General features: G+C 44.4%; 14 protein-coding genes and 1 pseudogene. 8 read left to right on the top strand and 7 right to left on the bottom strand.

What is annotated here, in order from left to right; translation table 11 throughout:
- The first annotated feature begins 8 nt into the window (after window positions 1–8).
- Entirely contained in the window at window positions 9–545 is a 537-nt protein-coding gene (locus tag EP181_RS12220) for a transglycosylase SLT domain-containing protein (RefSeq protein ID WP_232023499.1), read from the top strand.
- On the opposite strand, the gene thiI (EP181_RS12215) is transcribed toward EP181_RS12220, so the two are convergent.
- Window positions 527–904, bottom strand: a complete 378-nt coding sequence (gene thiI, locus EP181_RS12215; RefSeq protein WP_232023498.1) for a thiazole biosynthesis protein — start codon at window positions 902–904, stop codon at window positions 527–529. The two genes, EP181_RS12220 and thiI (EP181_RS12215), sit on opposite strands and share 19 nt — an antisense overlap.
- Before the next feature lie 8 nt (window positions 905–912).
- On the bottom strand, window positions 913–1,929 hold the full coding sequence (thiI, locus tag EP181_RS03455; protein WP_232023497.1) for a tRNA uracil 4-sulfurtransferase ThiI: 1,017 nt from the start codon (window positions 1,927–1,929) through the stop codon (window positions 913–915).
- 284 nt (window positions 1,930–2,213) lie between these two features.
- Here thiI (EP181_RS03455) and EP181_RS03450 point away from each other — a divergent pair, with 284 nt between their 5' ends.
- From EP181_RS03450 to panD, 4 genes and pseudogenes are all read left to right on the top strand, one after another.
- Window positions 2,214–3,185: a class 1 fructose-bisphosphatase gene (locus EP181_RS03450; protein ID WP_127470418.1), complete on the top strand. Its 972-nt coding sequence runs from the start codon at window positions 2,214–2,216 to the stop codon at window positions 3,183–3,185.
- Window positions 3,186–3,327: 142 nt separating this feature from the next.
- Window positions 3,328–3,861 carry an inorganic diphosphatase gene (gene ppa, locus EP181_RS03445; protein WP_127470417.1) on the top strand — a complete coding sequence of 178 codons (534 nt, stop codon included), beginning with the start codon at window positions 3,328–3,330 and terminating at the stop codon, window positions 3,859–3,861.
- Between the two features lie 178 nt (window positions 3,862–4,039).
- Window positions 4,040–6,828 (top strand): annotated as a pseudogene (ppc, locus tag EP181_RS03440) (phosphoenolpyruvate carboxylase).
- Window positions 6,829–7,057: 229 nt separating this feature from the next.
- Window positions 7,058–7,456, top strand: a complete 399-nt coding sequence (gene panD / locus EP181_RS03435) for an aspartate 1-decarboxylase (protein ID WP_127470416.1) — start codon at window positions 7,058–7,060, stop codon at window positions 7,454–7,456.
- A gap of 90 nt (window positions 7,457–7,546) precedes the next feature.
- On the opposite strand, the gene panC is transcribed toward panD, so the two are convergent.
- From panC to pcnB, 4 genes are all read right to left on the bottom strand, one after another.
- Window positions 7,547–8,404 (bottom strand): pantoate--beta-alanine ligase, encoded by an 858-nt coding sequence (gene panC / locus EP181_RS03430; RefSeq protein ID WP_127470415.1) that lies wholly within the window; start codon window positions 8,402–8,404, stop codon window positions 7,547–7,549.
- Window positions 8,405–8,457: 53 nt separating this feature from the next.
- On the bottom strand, window positions 8,458–9,219 hold the full coding sequence (panB, locus tag EP181_RS03425; RefSeq protein ID WP_232023496.1) for a 3-methyl-2-oxobutanoate hydroxymethyltransferase: 762 nt from the start codon (window positions 9,217–9,219) through the stop codon (window positions 8,458–8,460).
- A gap of 270 nt (window positions 9,220–9,489) precedes the next feature.
- On the bottom strand, window positions 9,490–9,999 hold the full coding sequence (gene folK / locus EP181_RS03420; RefSeq protein WP_127470413.1) for a 2-amino-4-hydroxy-6-hydroxymethyldihydropteridine diphosphokinase: 510 nt from the start codon (window positions 9,997–9,999) through the stop codon (window positions 9,490–9,492).
- A 5-nt stretch (window positions 10,000–10,004) separates the two neighbouring features.
- A complete protein-coding gene (pcnB, locus tag EP181_RS03415; protein WP_127470412.1) occupies window positions 10,005–11,456 on the bottom strand; it encodes a polynucleotide adenylyltransferase PcnB in 1,452 nt (483 codons plus the stop codon).
- Between the two features lie 226 nt (window positions 11,457–11,682).
- Here pcnB and EP181_RS03410 point away from each other — a divergent pair, with 226 nt between their 5' ends.
- The 3 genes from EP181_RS03410 to EP181_RS03400 all read left to right on the top strand — a co-directional run bounded on the left by EP181_RS03410 (window position 11,683) and on the right by EP181_RS03400 (window position 14,793).
- On the top strand, window positions 11,683–12,138 hold the full coding sequence (locus EP181_RS03410) for a methyltransferase family protein (protein ID WP_127470411.1): 456 nt from the start codon (window positions 11,683–11,685) through the stop codon (window positions 12,136–12,138).
- 97 nt (window positions 12,139–12,235) lie between these two features.
- A complete protein-coding gene (gene trpS, locus EP181_RS03405; protein WP_127470410.1) occupies window positions 12,236–13,273 on the top strand; it encodes a tryptophan--tRNA ligase in 1,038 nt (345 codons plus the stop codon).
- 314 nt (window positions 13,274–13,587) lie between these two features.
- The gene (locus EP181_RS03400) at window positions 13,588–14,793 is read left to right on the top strand and encodes a DEAD/DEAH box helicase (protein ID WP_127470409.1); all 1,206 of its coding nucleotides are present in this window, start codon (window positions 13,588–13,590) and stop codon (window positions 14,791–14,793) included.
- 46 nt (window positions 14,794–14,839) lie between these two features.
- On the opposite strand, the gene EP181_RS03395 is transcribed toward EP181_RS03400, so the two are convergent.
- The gene (locus EP181_RS03395; RefSeq protein ID WP_127471754.1) at window positions 14,840–15,475 is read right to left on the bottom strand and encodes a cupin domain-containing protein; all 636 of its coding nucleotides are present in this window, start codon (window positions 15,473–15,475) and stop codon (window positions 14,840–14,842) included.
- Window positions 15,476–15,540: the final 65 nt, after the last annotated feature.

Here is a 15,540-nt window from a genome sequence, read left to right as displayed (position 1 = left end):
AACATTATTTGCAAAGATACGGTGATTTTTATGATTTTGATTGGTTGCTTTTGGCCGGTTTGGCTTATTTTGAATCACGCTTTGACAACAGTGCCAAAAGCCCTAATGGAGCCTTAGGCATTATGCAAATACTGCCTACAACCGCTCAGTCTTGGGCGGTTAACATAGATGACATTAGTACACTAGAGGGAAACATTCACGCTGGAACAAAATATTTAGCCTATTTGCGCGATACGTTTTTTTCTGACCCCAACTATTCAACAGAAGATAGAATAAATTTTACTTTAGCCGCCTACAATGCAGGCCCTGCCAGAATTCAAATGCTGCAAAGAGAAGCCGAACAACAAGGCTATAACCGCTACAAATGGTTTTATAACGTTGAGGTTTTAGCACGAAGCTCTATTGGCATCAGCACGGTTAATTACGTCACCCAAATACAAAAAACCAAAATAGCCTTAAAAACGGCACAAACCCTGTTTGACAACAAACAGCGGGTTAAAAACATACAAATAGACGACTATTTAAATCAAACCAAAGGTCTGTAAACCAAAACATTATCAAAACCTAACTCGATTAAATACTGAGCGTGCAACTGACTCATTACGCCTTTGTCGCAATACAAAGCGTAGCGCACACTGGGATTAAGGGTTTTAAAGGCCGTTTTAAGCTCGTAAAAAGGAATCGTTAACACATGGCGTAAAGCTAAAGGCTCGGCAGTAACTTCATTGGGTCGACGAATATCAATGACCACTACTGGATTTTGCTCACTGTCAATCGTGTCGTCGATAGCATGAATCACCTTAGTAAACTCCGAGCGTTGTACGTCCTCAATAATTTTATCCACCGGCACACTCACTGCGGCGTCTATTGCCGCTTGCAAAACCTTAAAATCAAACTTCTGCACCTCGCGCGCTACGCGCTCAAACGAGGCATTAATGACTGGGTTTTAGAAATAACGCCACAATATTCAGGCATGCTTTGAGCAAATTGACGCGTGCCAATGGCATCGGCCATGGCCATAATATCCACTTTATTAAAGGTCGCCAAAGGCCTAAGAACCAGCTTTGTGGTCACCGCATCAATAACCGCCAAATTTCTTAGTGTTTGACTGCTAACCTGCGCAACACTTTCACCGGTGACCAATGCCTCAATACCCATCTGATCGGCTATTTGCTCAGATGCACTTAACATAAGCCGCTTAAGTATTACACCCATGTAGCTTTCATGGGTAGAACGAAAAATTTCAGCCACAACGTCTTCAAATGGTACGGTTACAAACGACACCCGATGCGACGCACCAAACTGACCCCACAAATAAAGCGCCACTTGTTTTACACCTAACTCGTGCGCCGCACCCCCCAAATTAAAAAACACAAAATGAGTTTTAATGCCACGCTTCATGGTCATGTAACTGGCAATGGTTGAATCAAAACCACCCGACATTAATGACAGCACATCACCCTGCCCACCCATAGGGTAGCCACCCAAACCTGGGTAACGATCGGTAATGACATTAATAACGTCTTGATGCAACTCAAATTGCACTTTGACCTCAGGCAAATGCAAATCAACCGCTTTAGGCGTGCCCACCATTAACAAGTACTCACCCACAAAACGCTGCAAATCACATGAGCTAAAAAGATGATTTCCGGTACGTTTAACTCGTACAACAAAGGTTTTACCTGCAATTAAGGGCACAGCGTGCACCGCTACTTTTTGAGCAATGGTTAAAAAATCTACGCCAGTATCGTATTGCACCACCTCTAAAACCTGCTCAATACCTGGCGTCTGTTTTAAAACCTCACGCACTTTAGTCACAAAAGGTTCGGCGGTGTGTACTTCTATTTTGTCCCAAAAATGGGTAACCACTACATCGGCATCAATGCGCCGCAACAGCACACGTAGATTATCACTGAGCCGTAAAATCATCTTCTTTTAACCGGCTGGCCTTTAATCATAATCTCTGGAAACAGCTTAACCATAAACTTCATAACACTCTCACTTGCTATTGCACACACGTTTAAACTGCGTATTTTACTGATTTTTAAGACAAACCCTGCTTTTCTATTTAAATTATTCACACCTAACAATCACTTACCTAAGCGCAATCCAACACAATCAACCAGGCCTGGTGATGATAAAAATTGATAAAAAGCCAAATGCCATGTTAATATTGCGCAAATTTTTACTTTCATTAAAAAAAGAGGCCCTCAATGAAAAGACTCGACCAAGTATTAGCCAATGACAACATTTCTGCAGAACTAGAACTGGTTATTAATCACGTTATGGTGGCCTGTAAAGACATCGCCTACAAACTAGGCCAAGGTGAATTAGCTGGAATTTTGGGTGCTACCGAAGACGAAAACGTTCAAGGCGAAACTCAAAAAATGCTTGATGTTATCTCTAACGACTTATTAAAAGACATTTTGGTTGCCAACCCCTATGTAAAAGGCGTTGGTTCAGAAGAAGAAGACTTCACTATCGCTGGCCACTCAACGGGCAAATACCTTGTTACCTTTGACCCACTTGACGGCTCTTCAAACATTGATGTTAACCTTTCTGTTGGTACTATCTTCTCAATTTTAGAAGCCCCAGCCGATGACCGCACAGGCGATCAGCAAGAAATTTTCTTACAAAATGGCCGTAAGCAAGTTGCTGCCGGTTATGTTCTTTACGGCCCATCTGCTCTATTGGTTATGACCACCGGCAACGGTGTAAACATCTTTACACTAGACCGCAACGTTGGCGAGTTTGTATTAACCAAGTCAAACATTCAAATCCCTGAAGACACCGCTGAATTTGCCATTAACATGTCAAACCAACGTTTTTGGGAACCTGAAATGAAGCAGTACATTGACGACTGCTTAAAAGGCGAAGAAGGCCCGTTAGGCAAACGTTACAACATGCGCTGGGTAGCCTCAATGGTGGCCGAAGTTCACCGTATTTTAATGCGTGGTGGTATTTTCATGTACCCTTACGACAGTCGTGACCCTTCAAAAGCCGGTAAACTACGTCTAATGTACGAAGGTAACCCAATGTCTATGTTGATTGAGCAAGCCGGTGGTGCTTCTTCAACCGGTCGTATGGACATTATGGACGTTGAGCCTAAAGGCATTCACGACCGCGTACCAGTGGTATTAGGATCTAAAAACGAAGTGGCTAAAGTTGTGGCTTACCACAAATAAAATTGGTTAAAACTTGCTTACACAGACTCAAAACACCCTCATAGAGGGTGTTTTGGTTTATAAGCCTTACAAGTCTTTCAAGTCTTTCAAGTCTTTCAAGTTTTAATTTACAAAAAATATACAAGTTTAAAAGGAAACCATCATGGGTTATTCAGCTGTCCCTGCGGGCAAAGACGTACCAAACGACGTTAACGTTATCATCGAAATTCCGGCGTTTGCGCCCCCTATCAAATACGAAGTCGACAAAGAAACCGACTTGGTTTGGGTTGATCGCTTACAAGGTGCCACCATGCAATACCCCGCCAACTACGGCTATATTAACAACACCTTGTCAAACGATGGTGATCCAGTAGACGTATTAGTGGTTACACCGCACCCATTAATGATTGGCTCGGTCATTCGTTGTCGCCCCATTGGCGTCTTTAAAATGACCGACGACGGTGGCGAAGACGCTAAAGTCATCGCCGTGCCGGTAGACAAACTCTCTCCCATCTATTCAAAAATTGAAAAAGTTGAAGACATGCCGCTGCTTAAACAGCAAATTGAGCATTTCTTTAGCCACTACAAAGATTTAGAGCCAGGAAAATGGGTTAAAGTTGATGGTTGGGGTGATGTTGAAGCCGCTCGTCAAGAAATTTTAAATGGCGTTGCGCAATACCAAGCCAGCGACAAGTAACTCTGCAAATCTTCTTAGACTAGACAGAGCTAGCAAAGCAATTTAAACAGCCCTTTTTTAAAGGGCTTTTTTGCTTTTTGCTTCGCTCGTTTACCCCCTCATTAATTATCCAACTTAACGCATCAAGATTTTCTGTTATAATTTGCGCCAAATTTTGTTTAAGAAACTGAGAGTTACTATGGTTGCAGAGAATCGCGATAAACAATTAAGAGCCCGCGTTAAGTTATTAGGTCGTGTACTTGGCAACGTTATTGAATCGCAAGTGGGTAAAGATATTTACGATGCAGTCGAGCAGTTGCGTACAGGCTACCTTACGTTGCAAAAAGAAGAAGATGCGGTTCTGCGCCAATCGTTAACTCAGTTTATCGAATCTAAAAGTGCCGACGAACTCACGCAAATTATTCGCGCCTTTAACCTCTACTTTAGCCTAGTAAACCTGGCTGAAGAAGAACATCAATACCATGAGCGCCAAAGTCAATTGCGCTCTGATGGCCCTCTATGGGCAGGTTCGGTCTTAAACACGATTGGTGAGTTTAAAGAACAAGGAATGAATGGAGAGCAGGTTCAAAACCTTATTAACAAGTTACATTACATTCCGGTATTTACAGCCCACCCAACCGAGTCTAAACGCCGATCTGTCATGGACAATCTAAGGCGTATTTTCTTAGATTTAAGCACTCTTAACGAAGCAGACAGTTACCATAACGATTACGCCAAAGACTCGGTATACGAACAACTTGAAACTCAAATTCAAGTATTGTGGCAAACTGACGAAATTCGCCGTCAAAAACCCACCGTAGAAGATGAAATTCGTAACGGTATTTATTATTTCCGCAAATCGCTGTTTGATGCCGTGCCACAAGTCTATCGCTATATGGAACGCGCTCTGGCTAAACATTATCCAGACGATGCACTGACCACCCCCAATTTTTAACCTTTGGTTCGTGGATTGGTGGCGACCGTGATGGCAATCCATTTGTAACCCATACCACCACAGTGCACGCACTGTTGCTCCAATCTCGCGCGGTGATTTACGAATACCAAAAACGCGTTTTTGATTTAAGTTCTAAACTGACTCATTCGCGCTATTTGTGTAGCATTTCACAAGAAGTGATTAATCGCGCCACCATTGTTGACGCCGACTTAATTGAAAAAGTATTCAAAAAGCGTCCAGAACGCTTTAAAGACGAGCCCTATCGCCGCTTGTTATACCTTATTCATGGCAAACTTCAGCAAAATTTAAAATACATTGAAGCCCGTTTAAACGACGAACGCTGCTTAAAAAGTCCGTTTGCTTATGATTCAGAACAAAGCTTTTTAGAAGATCTTGAGCTCATACAAAACTCGTTAATTGGTCACGGTGATGCCAATGTGGCCAATGCCGACATTCAAGATTTAATTCGCTTGGTCAAAACCTTTGGTTTTTACCTAATGCGCTTGGACATTCGTCAAGAATCCAATGTGCACAGCGATGCCGTTGCCGACCTACTAGGGCATTTAGGCATTCATTACAACAGTTTAAGTGAATCAGAAAAACTCAATCTATTAGCCAGCCACGTCGCCTCGGCCACCATTATTGATACTCAACATTTAACCCTGAGTGAGATGACCATTGAAGTATTAGAAGTCTTCAATGTCATTCGTGAAATGCGTAAAGAGATTAGCGTAAACGCCTTTAACAATTACGTTATATCCATGACCCACAAAGCCAGTCATGTGATGGAAGTATTGTTCTTAGCGCATCAAGCAGGCCTGGCCGGTTACAACGCGGGCAAACCTTATTGCGATATTCAAATTGCACCGCTGTTTGAAACCATTGAAGATCTTGAAAAAATTGTGCCCGTCACTGCGGCTTTATTTGAAAACTCCACCTACAAAGCGTTACTGCAAGCGTCGGGCAATCAGCAAGAAATCATGCTTGGGTATTCAGACTCGGCTAAAGATGGCGGCAATTTATCATCGGCTTGGAGCTTGTACCAAGCCCAACAACAAATAATGAAACTGGCCGACGCGCATCTAGTTGATTGTCGCCTGTTTCACGGTCGCGGTGGTACAGTGGGTCGCGGCGGCGGCCCTACCCATTTTGCTATTTTGTCGCAACCCACAGGCACGGTGCGTGGCTCTATTAAGTTTACCGAGCAAGGCGAAGTATTGTCGTACAAATACAGCAACTCTGAAACCGCTATGTATGAAATATCGCTTGGCGTAACGGGCTTAATGAAAGCCAGTACAGGCCTGGTTAAGAGCACCAATGCCGACAATCCCGCACACCTAGAAATCATGCAAAACCTTGCTAAGGAAGGCGAACATAATTTTAGAGAGCTTACCGATCACACTGAAGGATTTTTTAAATTTTTCTACGAATCCACGCCCGTAACCGAAATTGGTTTACTTAACATTGGTTCGCGTCCTTCGCACCGTAAAACCGGCAATTTATCCAAATCATCGATTAGAGCGATTCCTTGGGTATTTGGCTGGGCACAAGCCCGCATGACTTTTCCGGCTTGGCAAGGTACCGGTTATGCTTTAGACAATTGGATTGCTCAACACGGCGAAGAACAGTTAAAAGACATGTACCAAAACTGGCCATTTTTTAGATCCTTACTTAGCAACATTCAAATGGCGCTGTTTAAAACCGATTTATCCATTGGCGAAGAGTATAGTAAGCTTGGGCAAGATCAATCGGACGCTCAAAAGATTTATCACATGATTGCATCTGAGCATGCCCGTGCGGTTAAACACATTTTAAGCATCAGTGGTAACAAATATCTAATGGCCGAAACCCCGGGCATTGCCCTTTCGCTTAAGCGTCGCAACCCGTATTTAGTACCGTTAAACAACATCCAAATTGCATTATTGCGCCGTTATAAAGCTCAAAATTCTACCCCCGAAGAACGCGAAGTATGGCTTCCACCCTTACTTAACAGCATAAACGCCATTGCCGCAGGCATGCGTAATACGGGTTAATTAGGTTATTGAATGTGAAAGAATTCCCTGGGGTGCTCAACCTTTTGAGTATTACAAGGTTTGGCAATTTAGAGTTTTTAAAAAATAACAGTATAATAGACCGCTATTTTAAAACTTTGTGGTTTAAAACGCGTGCTTAAGACATTTTAATGCCTTTTAAACCGCGATTATGCAGTGGTGTGGTGGCTATTTCCATACCAATCAATGCAAACGAATGAACGAGACATTTATGCAAATTACGCTCTTAAAAGCAAAACTACACCGTGTAACCACCACGCACTCCGAGCTTGATTACGAAGGCTCTTGCGCCATTGATGGGCATTTATTAGACACGGCTGGCATTCGTGAATATGAACAAATTCAAATTTACAACGTTAATAATGGTGAACGTTTTACAACCTACGCAATACGCGCAGAAGATCACAGTGGTATTATTTCGGTCAATGGCGCAGCCGCTCACAAAGCGAAGCCAAAAGATTTGTTAATTATTGCCACTTACGCCAGCATGGATGAAAACCACGCCAACGCGTTTAAGCCGAACATGGTGTATTTTGATGCGCAAAATAAAATCACTCACACCAGTCACTTTGTTGCGGTACAAATGCAAGAGCACACTAAAACGGTGTAACCCAAACGTGTTGATGTATGGGTACATTTAAAAAAAAGCCCCTTTGGGGCTTTTTGCTGTGTAAATTTTAAAACATTGATATTTGTGCACTTACACCACAATATTGTCTAACAAACGGGTTTTGCCTAACCTGGCAACGACTAATATAACCCGCTCCACTTCCTGCTCGGTTGCATCGTTTTTTAGCGATTGTAAGGTCTGTGCATTACATACTGTTAAGTAGTCAACCGCATCAAACCCCAATGCCAACAATTGTGCGCTGGCGGCAGCGCATAATGCCGTGTAGTTTGTATTGCCTGCGTGCAACGCCATTTGAACATCTTGCAGCACAGTGTTTAACTTGGGCGCGATGACGCGTTGCTTGGCGTTTAAATATTGATTACGTGAACTTAACGCTAAACCGTCTTCATCCCGTGCAATTGCCCCACTAATAATTTTAATGGGCAATGCCATGTCAGCCACCATCGTTTCAATCACTCGAAGCTGTTGAAAATCTTTTTGCCCAAACACCGCCACATCAGGTTGCACCATGTTAAATAGCTTGGTAACCACCGTAGTGACCCCATCAAAATGCCCAGGACGACTTGAGCCTTCTAACACGGTCGTTAACGGTGGCGGCACCTTAACCAGTGTTTGGGTTAAGCCATTGGGATACATTTGCGTTACAGCTGGGTAAAACAGTACGTCTGTGTTTAATGAGCGCAATGCTGCTTGATCCAAAAGCCCAGTTCTTGGGTAGGCTGCAAAATCTTCATTTGGTCCAAACTGCAACGGATTAACAAAGATACTTACCACCACTTTATCGCAGTGTCTTTGCGCCAAGCTCACCAAGCTTAAATGCCCTGCGTGCAAATTGCCCATAGTGGGCACAAACCCTACCGTTAAACCCGCTTGCCGCCAACCTTGAAGCACTGTTTTTAAATCACTAAGCTGTTCAACAACCTGCATAGTTAGTTTTCCTGTTACATAACGAGATGTTGCGATGTTCATCACGCTTTAATTTACCCCACTGCATGACAGGCCTGGGGAAAAGCATGGGTTTTAACAGCCGTAACGTAACCCGCCAATGCCGCTTGAATAGAGTTGTGTTCTTGCAAAAAATTATGGGCAAACTTAGGGGATTTTCCTAACGTAATCCCCAAAACATCGTGTAGCACTAACACTTGACCACTGGTGGCCGCACCCGAGCCAATGCCAATAACTGGAATAACCAAGGCGTTTGTAATTTGTTGTGCCAATGCACTGGGCACGCATTCTAGCACCAACATGTCTGCACCGGCATCTTGCAAGGCTTGCGCACTTTTTAAAAGTTTATTGGCCGAATCGTCGTCCTTGCCTAGCACCTTATAACCGTGCTTTTCTACCGATTGTGGCAACAAACCCAAATGACCGCAGACTGGCACACCCAGCTCAGCCAAGCGTTGCACGATGCCCAACACTCGGTCACCCCCTTCGAGTTTAACCATGTTTGCCCCACCCTCTTTCATTAAACGGGCGGCGCATTGCAATGCACTTTCTAACGAAGCGTCACTCATAAAAGGCATGTCAGCAATACACCAGGCCTGGTCATTGCCACGTTGCACCATTTGAGTGTGATAAACCATTTCATCCAGCGACACCGGCAAGGTGGTAGCGTGACCCTGTACCACCATACCCAGCGAGTCGCCCACCAATAACACGTCTACACCCGCGTGCGCTGCCCAAAAAGCGGTGGGCGCATCATAGGCGGTTAGGCACGCTATTTTTTCACCACTTTGGTGCATTTTTTTAAGAACGATAAGGTTTTGCGCATAGAACATCCTTTAAGAGACCTTTGCACGAATGAGGTGCGAGATAAAAATGAGATAAAATTTACCTGATTGCGGCGAAATCTGCAGTGAATAGCTGGCTATTCGCAAGGTTTTCAACAAAAATCAGGTAAATTTTAGCCATTTTTTACCGTGCCTTGACTCGTGCAAAGGTCTCTTTAAGACCGTGGCTCAAAAAATAGTTTGGCTAATATTTAACTGACTTTGATGCGTACAGCACCCTTTTTACTTTAAATACGCGCACCCAAGCTGCTCCAACCACGCTTCAACCGTTTGCATAAGTTGCGCATGAGGTGGCTCAAATGGCCGTAATTGATATTGAGTAATGACCAGGCCTGGTGCAATTTCAGCCAACGGTTGCAAAACAAAATCACGTAATAACAATTGTGGGTGCGGTACAGTTAAATCAATGGCATTAATAACTTGGTCGTCGTACAACAAAATATCCAAATCAATTAAACGCTCGCCCCAATGGCGCTTTTTGGTGCGTCCTTGGGTCTGCTCAATAGCTTGAAGCGCCTTAAGCAATTCGTTAGGCAACAGTGGCGTGTCCAGCAAGCACACTGCGTTAATAAAATCGGGTTGATCTTGTGGGCCCTGAGGGGCAGAGCCGTAAAATGAAGACGTGCTAAGCAGACAAGTATTGGGTAAGTTGGCCATAGCCTTTAAGGCCGAGCGCAACTGTAAAGACGGATTGGCTAAATTACTGCCCAACCCAATATAAACCTGTGCCATAAACGTTAACTGGATTCGCCGTTGCCACTGCGGCTATTTTGACTGCGCTTGCGGTAAAAGTTGCGATTGCGTCGAACTTTCTTAATAAACTGTGGTTTTTCTACCGCATTGGCAAACGCAACTTGCTCAACAGGGTCTTTGGTCTGGTATTCTGTCCACCAGTCAAAAATAGGGATTAAATCAGTTTCACCCGCGGCGGCTCTAATGCCAATAAAGTCATAAGCCGCTCTAAAGCGAGGGTGCTCCATTAGCTTTTGCGCCCGGTCTCCATGACGTTTTGGCAAGGCTGGCTGCAAGCTCCAAATTTCACGTATTTGCGCTGTTAAACGCTTTGGAATAGCGGTATTACGAATTTGCTGATCAATCACATCATTGCACGCTGCAAAAAAGGCTTCTTGCGGAACCAACCCATCGGCTAAATGAATTTTTTGGCGCTTAAGCATCGGCTCCCACAATAAAGCTGCAAACAAAAACGATGGATTAACCGACTTACCATTTTGAATGCGACTGTCGGTGCTTTTAAGTGCCTCAATCACCAACATTCTAGGAAAATTATTGTGCTCTTCGGCCAATACTTGGTCGGTAAGCGGAAACAAGTGTTTAAACAAATCGTAATGGCGCAGCTTTTCAAACACCTGCACCGCCGAACCGCCGTGAAACAGTTTTAACACCTCTTCAAACAAACGGGCATTAGACACATCACGCAGTAATATGGCCATTGATTTAATAGGCGCTTCGGTTTTAGTCTCGATGTTAAACCCAAGCTTAGCGGCAAAACGCACTGCACGAATCATGCGCACTGGGTCTTCGCGGTAACGCGTTTCAGGATCACCAATCAAACGCAATTGGGCTTTTTGAATGTCCTCTAAGCCGCCCGTGTAATCCACAATAGAAAAATCTTTTATATTGTAATACAGCGCGTTAACGGTAAAGTCACGGCGCCACACGTCTTCTTCAATGGTGCCATAGACGTTATCACGCACTAGCCTACCCGCTCCATCGACCTGTCTGGCTGGGCCTGACAACTTGCCATTGCGTCCAAAACGGTCTTTACGCTGTGCGCCTTCGCCCTCTCCTGGGCCGCGAAACGTAGCCACTTCAACCACTAAGCGACCAAAGCGCACATGCGCCAGTCTAAAACGACGGCCAATCAGTTGGCAACGTTGCTTAAAGACGTTTTTAACTTGATCGGGTTCGGCGTTGGTCACCACATCAAAATCTTTAGGCTCCAAGCCTAACAATAAATCGCGCACACAACCACCGACCAAATACCCTTCAAAACCAGCGCGTTTTAAGCCGTATAAAACATCTAATGCCGACTTATCTACGTCATCGCGTGAGATGTGATGCTGATTACGTTCAATCACCTTGGGCAAGGATTGAGCGCGCTCAATCGACATCTCGGACTTGGGTGTTCTAGAGAAAAAAGCGGTGATTTTACGAATAATTCGTTGCATAGAATGCCATTGGTTTGCCAAAAATAGAGTTGCATTCTAGCCGCTTTTACGAGTTTTTTAAAGTCTTTGACTCAGTATACCAACAATCTAAACAGCTATTTGCACGGGCATTGCCTTTTAGGGCGCTTTTAAGGTGTTTTTAAGGTGTTTTTAAAGCACATTAATCCCTCAACATTCACCACTCGAGTACAATTAAATTTCATTCACGTACTCAAAAGAGTCTCCCATGCCATCTAACCAAACCCTTAAACACCCTAGCCTGTCTTTTGGCTTAGTGGCCGCGCAATTTACTTTAATTGCTCTATTACTGTTGAATTTACCTTGGCAATTTAGCGTAATAGCGTTGATTGCTCAGTTCAGCGCGATTGTGTTAGGGTTGTGGGCCATAAAAACCATGCATTTAGGCCACTTTAATATTGTGCCCGACCCCATGCCCGACATTGAATTGGTCACAACCGGGCCTTACAGCAAAATACGCCATCCTATGTACGCCTCTATTTTGCTGTTTTTTAGCGTCATGGTGATTGAGCACAACTCACTCATTACTTATGCAATCTATGCCACACTTACTTTAGCGTTGGTGATTAAACTCAGCTACGAAGAACGCCTACTGAAAGAACAACTACCGTTTTACGCGTTGTATCAACAAAAGACCAAACGGCTAATTCCCGGCGTATTTTAACTAAGCAGGCGCAGGCCAAACTGGTTATTCAAAAGCAAAAATGCGAAAATACGGCCCATTCATTATTAACTCACAAAGAACCAACAAAGAACCTACTATGCACCCTCACACCACTTCCAACGCCAACAAACCCACGCTTTTTAGTGGCATTCAGCCCTCTGGCGATTTAATGATTGGCAACTACATCGGTTCAATCAAAAACTGGGTTACCATGCAAGACGACTACAACTGCTTGTTTTCACTGGTTAACATGCACGCCATCACGGTCGAACAAAAACCCGCAGACCTGCTAAAACGCAGCCTAGACTTTGTCGCTTTGTACTTAGCCGCCGGCATTGATCCGGCCAAAAGCACGGTATTTATTCAATCGCACGTTCCCGAGCACTCTGAACTGGCCTGGATTTTAAATTGCTCAACCTACATGGGCGAACTTAGCCGCATGACGCAATTTAAAGACAAATCGCAAAAGCACGAACAACGCGAACAAAACATCAACGTGGGTCTGTTTGACTACCCCGTGCTTATGGCCGCCGACATTTTGTTGTATCAAACTCAAATGGTGCCCGTAGGAGCCGACCAAAAACAACATTTAGAACTCACCCGCGATTTAGCGCATCGCTACAACAACCGCTTTGGCAAAGAAGTCTTCAAAATTCCCGAACCGTTTATTGCCCCCACCACATCGGGCGGTCGCATTATGAGCCTGCAAGACCCACTTAGCAAAATGTCCAAATCGGACAGCAATAAAAACAACTTTATTGGCCTGTTGGACGACCCAAAAACCATTCTGACCAAATTTAAAAAAGCCCAAACCGACTCTGGCACGCAAATCGAATACGATTTAGAAAACAAACCAGGCCTGGCCAACTTGTTAACCATTTATTCGGTCATTAGCGGCCAGCCGATTGATGCGGTGGTTAAACAGTTTGAAGGCAAAATGTACGGCCACTTAAAAGCCGAACTGGGCGAACTGGTGGTAAATTATCTAGAACCCATGCAAACGCGTTTTTACCAAATTCGCCAAGACGAAACCTTTTTGCGCGACGTATTAAAACAAGGTGCCGCCACCGCACGCATCCAAGCGCAAAAAACCTTAAAGCAAGTTCATGAAACCATCGGCTTTGTTTTGCCTTAATTTAGAGACCTTTGCAATTTAAAGTGACCTACAAAAAAGCCCAAAACAAATTGGGCTTTTTTGTGAGGCATAAACATTAAACAACCATTAATAACCATAAAAATAATAAACTCTTTAAGCTAAAAAGCATCTTAAAAGATTGTTTGCACAAGTGAATGGTTGGCTAATCGCCAAGTTCTGCGTCTCAAAAAAAAGGCTCTTTGTTTACAACACTCGAGCACCTCGTTGTGCGTTTTTACGCTTTATTTTGCATTAAGTCTCTATAATGCCATTTTGCGCTCTACTGGTGCGCTTATTACTTTTAAAGGTGTTTTATGCCATTTTCAAAACTCGGATTAAGCCAACCCATATTGCAAGCACTGTCAGACATTGGTTACAAAACGCCTACCGACATTCAAAAACAAGCCATTCCTATTATTTTATCGGGCAAAGATCTCATGGCTGCCGCGCAAACTGGTACAGGTAAAACCGCCAGTTTTGTATTGCCTATTTTAGAAAAAATTCACGCAACCCAACTTGACGCACAAAACCCATCAAGCCAATTGCGCAGTAAGTCCATTCGCACCCTAATCCTTACCCCTACCCGTGAACTGGCGGTGCAAATTGCGGCCAACATTACTCAGTGCGCTAAGTATCTGCCCATAAGCTCGCTGGCAGTTTACGGCGGTACAGACTTAGAACCGCAAAAAAAGCGTTTGCTCGACGGCATTGATATTTTAGTAGCGACCCCTGGCCGTCTGCTGGATTTGGCCTATCAACGCGCGTTGTATTTTGACGATTTAGAAACCTTGGTGTTAGACGAAGCCGACCGAATGCTCGACATGGGCTTTATTGACGACATTAACAAAATAATCGACCGCCTGCCTGGGGCTCGCCAAAGTCTACTGTTTTCCGCCACGCTGACCGACGAAGTGCGCTATTTGGCCGATACCGTATACGATGATGCCGCAGAAATCTCAATAACCGCACACAAAAAAACGGCTCCTAAAATAAAGCAATGGTTAATCACGGTCGACAAAGACAATAAATCAGCCTTATTAAGTCATCTTATTGTGCAAAATCAGTGGAATCAGGCGTTGATTTTTGTTGAGAAAAAACACTCGGCCGCCAAATTAGTCGCTCAGCTTGAAAAACGCGGCATTGCAGCCGACTGCATTCACAGTGGGCGCAGCCAAGCTATAAGAGAGCAAATATTGGCCGACTTTAAAGCCGGTACATTGCGCTTTTTAGTGGCCACAGGCATTGCGGCGCGCGGCATTGACATTCAGCAACTTGCTCGTGTGGTCAATTACGATTTGCCGTTTCCAAGCGAAGATTATATACATAGAATTGGCCGCACAGGACGTGCCGGTGCGTCAGGAGAAGCCATCTCATTTGTGTCTAAAGACGACTTTAAAAACTTATGTGCCATCGAAAGCTTGTTAGGGCATCTTATTGAGCGTAAAGAAATAGATGGCTTTACCGTGAAAAAAACGGTGCCGGTGTCTGTTTTAAACTATCACCCCCGTCGATCGTACTAACTTAAAACAACCAGGCCTGGTCAAAGTAGCGCATTAAAAACACGCATTACAAATGACCCGTTTTCACATAAATAAGCGTTTCTTCGTCGGCATACGGAAAATGCTCGCTCAAATGTGGGCTGCGCAGCCAACTGCCGGTTGGATAGGCTCCGTGCTCGTCTTTAAACGTGCCACTTAGCACCAATATCTCTTCGCCACCCCAATGTTTGTGGGCTTGAAAGCGCTCACCTTTTGGCCAAAACACCAACGCACAACTTTCTGTGCCATAGTGATGCAATGGCAACACCTTTAAACCACCCAGGCCTGGTTGCATGGGCATTTGGTGCGTTGGCAACACCACCGTATCCAAGTCTAATGGGTCAAACTGGTCTAACTTTACAAACAAGACGCAACCCTCTTTTGAAAACGGCGCATGGCTAGAATTGGGTGGATTGCGAAGGTAGGTTCCGGCGGGATAATCGCCGCGTTCGTCCGAAAACACGCCATCGAGCACCAAAATTTCTTCGCCCAACGGATGCGTATGCTTAGGAAACGCCGCCCCTGGCATAAACTGCACAATACTGGTGGTGCGACCGTGCTCGGTAAACTCACGCTCTAGAGGTTTACGCAACACTCCATCGGCGCGACTGCCTTGCCACTCCATCGCGTGCGTGTCTACCCAGACACGTTGGGTAAAATCCATATTAATGGCTGGACGGTCAGTGGTCACAATGAAACTCCTTAAAACGTCTTAAAATGTCGGATGAC

The sequence above is a fragment of the Thiomicrorhabdus aquaedulcis genome, from assembly GCF_004001325.1.
GTDB classification, from domain to species: Bacteria; Pseudomonadota; Gammaproteobacteria; order Thiomicrospirales; family Thiomicrospiraceae; genus Thiomicrorhabdus; species Thiomicrorhabdus aquaedulcis.
The sequence above is the reverse complement of the archived record's forward strand: the minus strand, read 5'-3'. Positions and strand labels throughout refer to the sequence as shown.

Bases quoted from the DNA above. Each gene is read 5' to 3' on its own strand.
- thiI (WP_232023497.1), bottom strand. From the start codon at position 1,929: ATGATTTTACGGCTCAGTGATAATCTACGTGTGCTGTTGCGGCGCATT.
- pcnB (WP_127470412.1), bottom strand. From the start codon at position 11,456: ATGCAACGAATTATTCGTAAAATCACCGCTTTTTTCTCTAGAACACCC.
- EP181_RS03395 (WP_127471754.1), bottom strand. From the start codon at position 15,475: ATGGATTTTACCCAACGTGTCTGGGTAGACACGCACGCGATGGAGTGG.
- panD (WP_127470416.1), top strand. From the start codon at position 7,058: ATGCAAATTACGCTCTTAAAAGCAAAACTACACCGTGTAACCACCACG.
- EP181_RS03410 (WP_127470411.1), top strand. From the start codon at position 11,683: ATGCCATCTAACCAAACCCTTAAACACCCTAGCCTGTCTTTTGGCTTA.
- trpS (WP_127470410.1), top strand. From the start codon at position 12,236: ATGCACCCTCACACCACTTCCAACGCCAACAAACCCACGCTTTTTAGT.
- EP181_RS03400 (WP_127470409.1), top strand. From the start codon at position 13,588: ATGCCATTTTCAAAACTCGGATTAAGCCAACCCATATTGCAAGCACTG.
- ppa (WP_127470417.1), top strand. From the start codon at position 3,328: ATGGGTTATTCAGCTGTCCCTGCGGGCAAAGACGTACCAAACGACGTT.
- panC (WP_127470415.1), bottom strand. From the start codon at position 8,404: ATGCAGGTTGTTGAACAGCTTAGTGATTTAAAAACAGTGCTTCAAGGT.
- panB (WP_232023496.1), bottom strand. From the start codon at position 9,219: ATGCACCAAAGTGGTGAAAAAATAGCGTGCCTAACCGCCTATGATGCG.
- EP181_RS03450 (WP_127470418.1), top strand. From the start codon at position 2,214: ATGAAAAGACTCGACCAAGTATTAGCCAATGACAACATTTCTGCAGAA.
- folK (WP_127470413.1), bottom strand. From the start codon at position 9,999: ATGGCACAGGTTTATATTGGGTTGGGCAGTAATTTAGCCAATCCGTCT.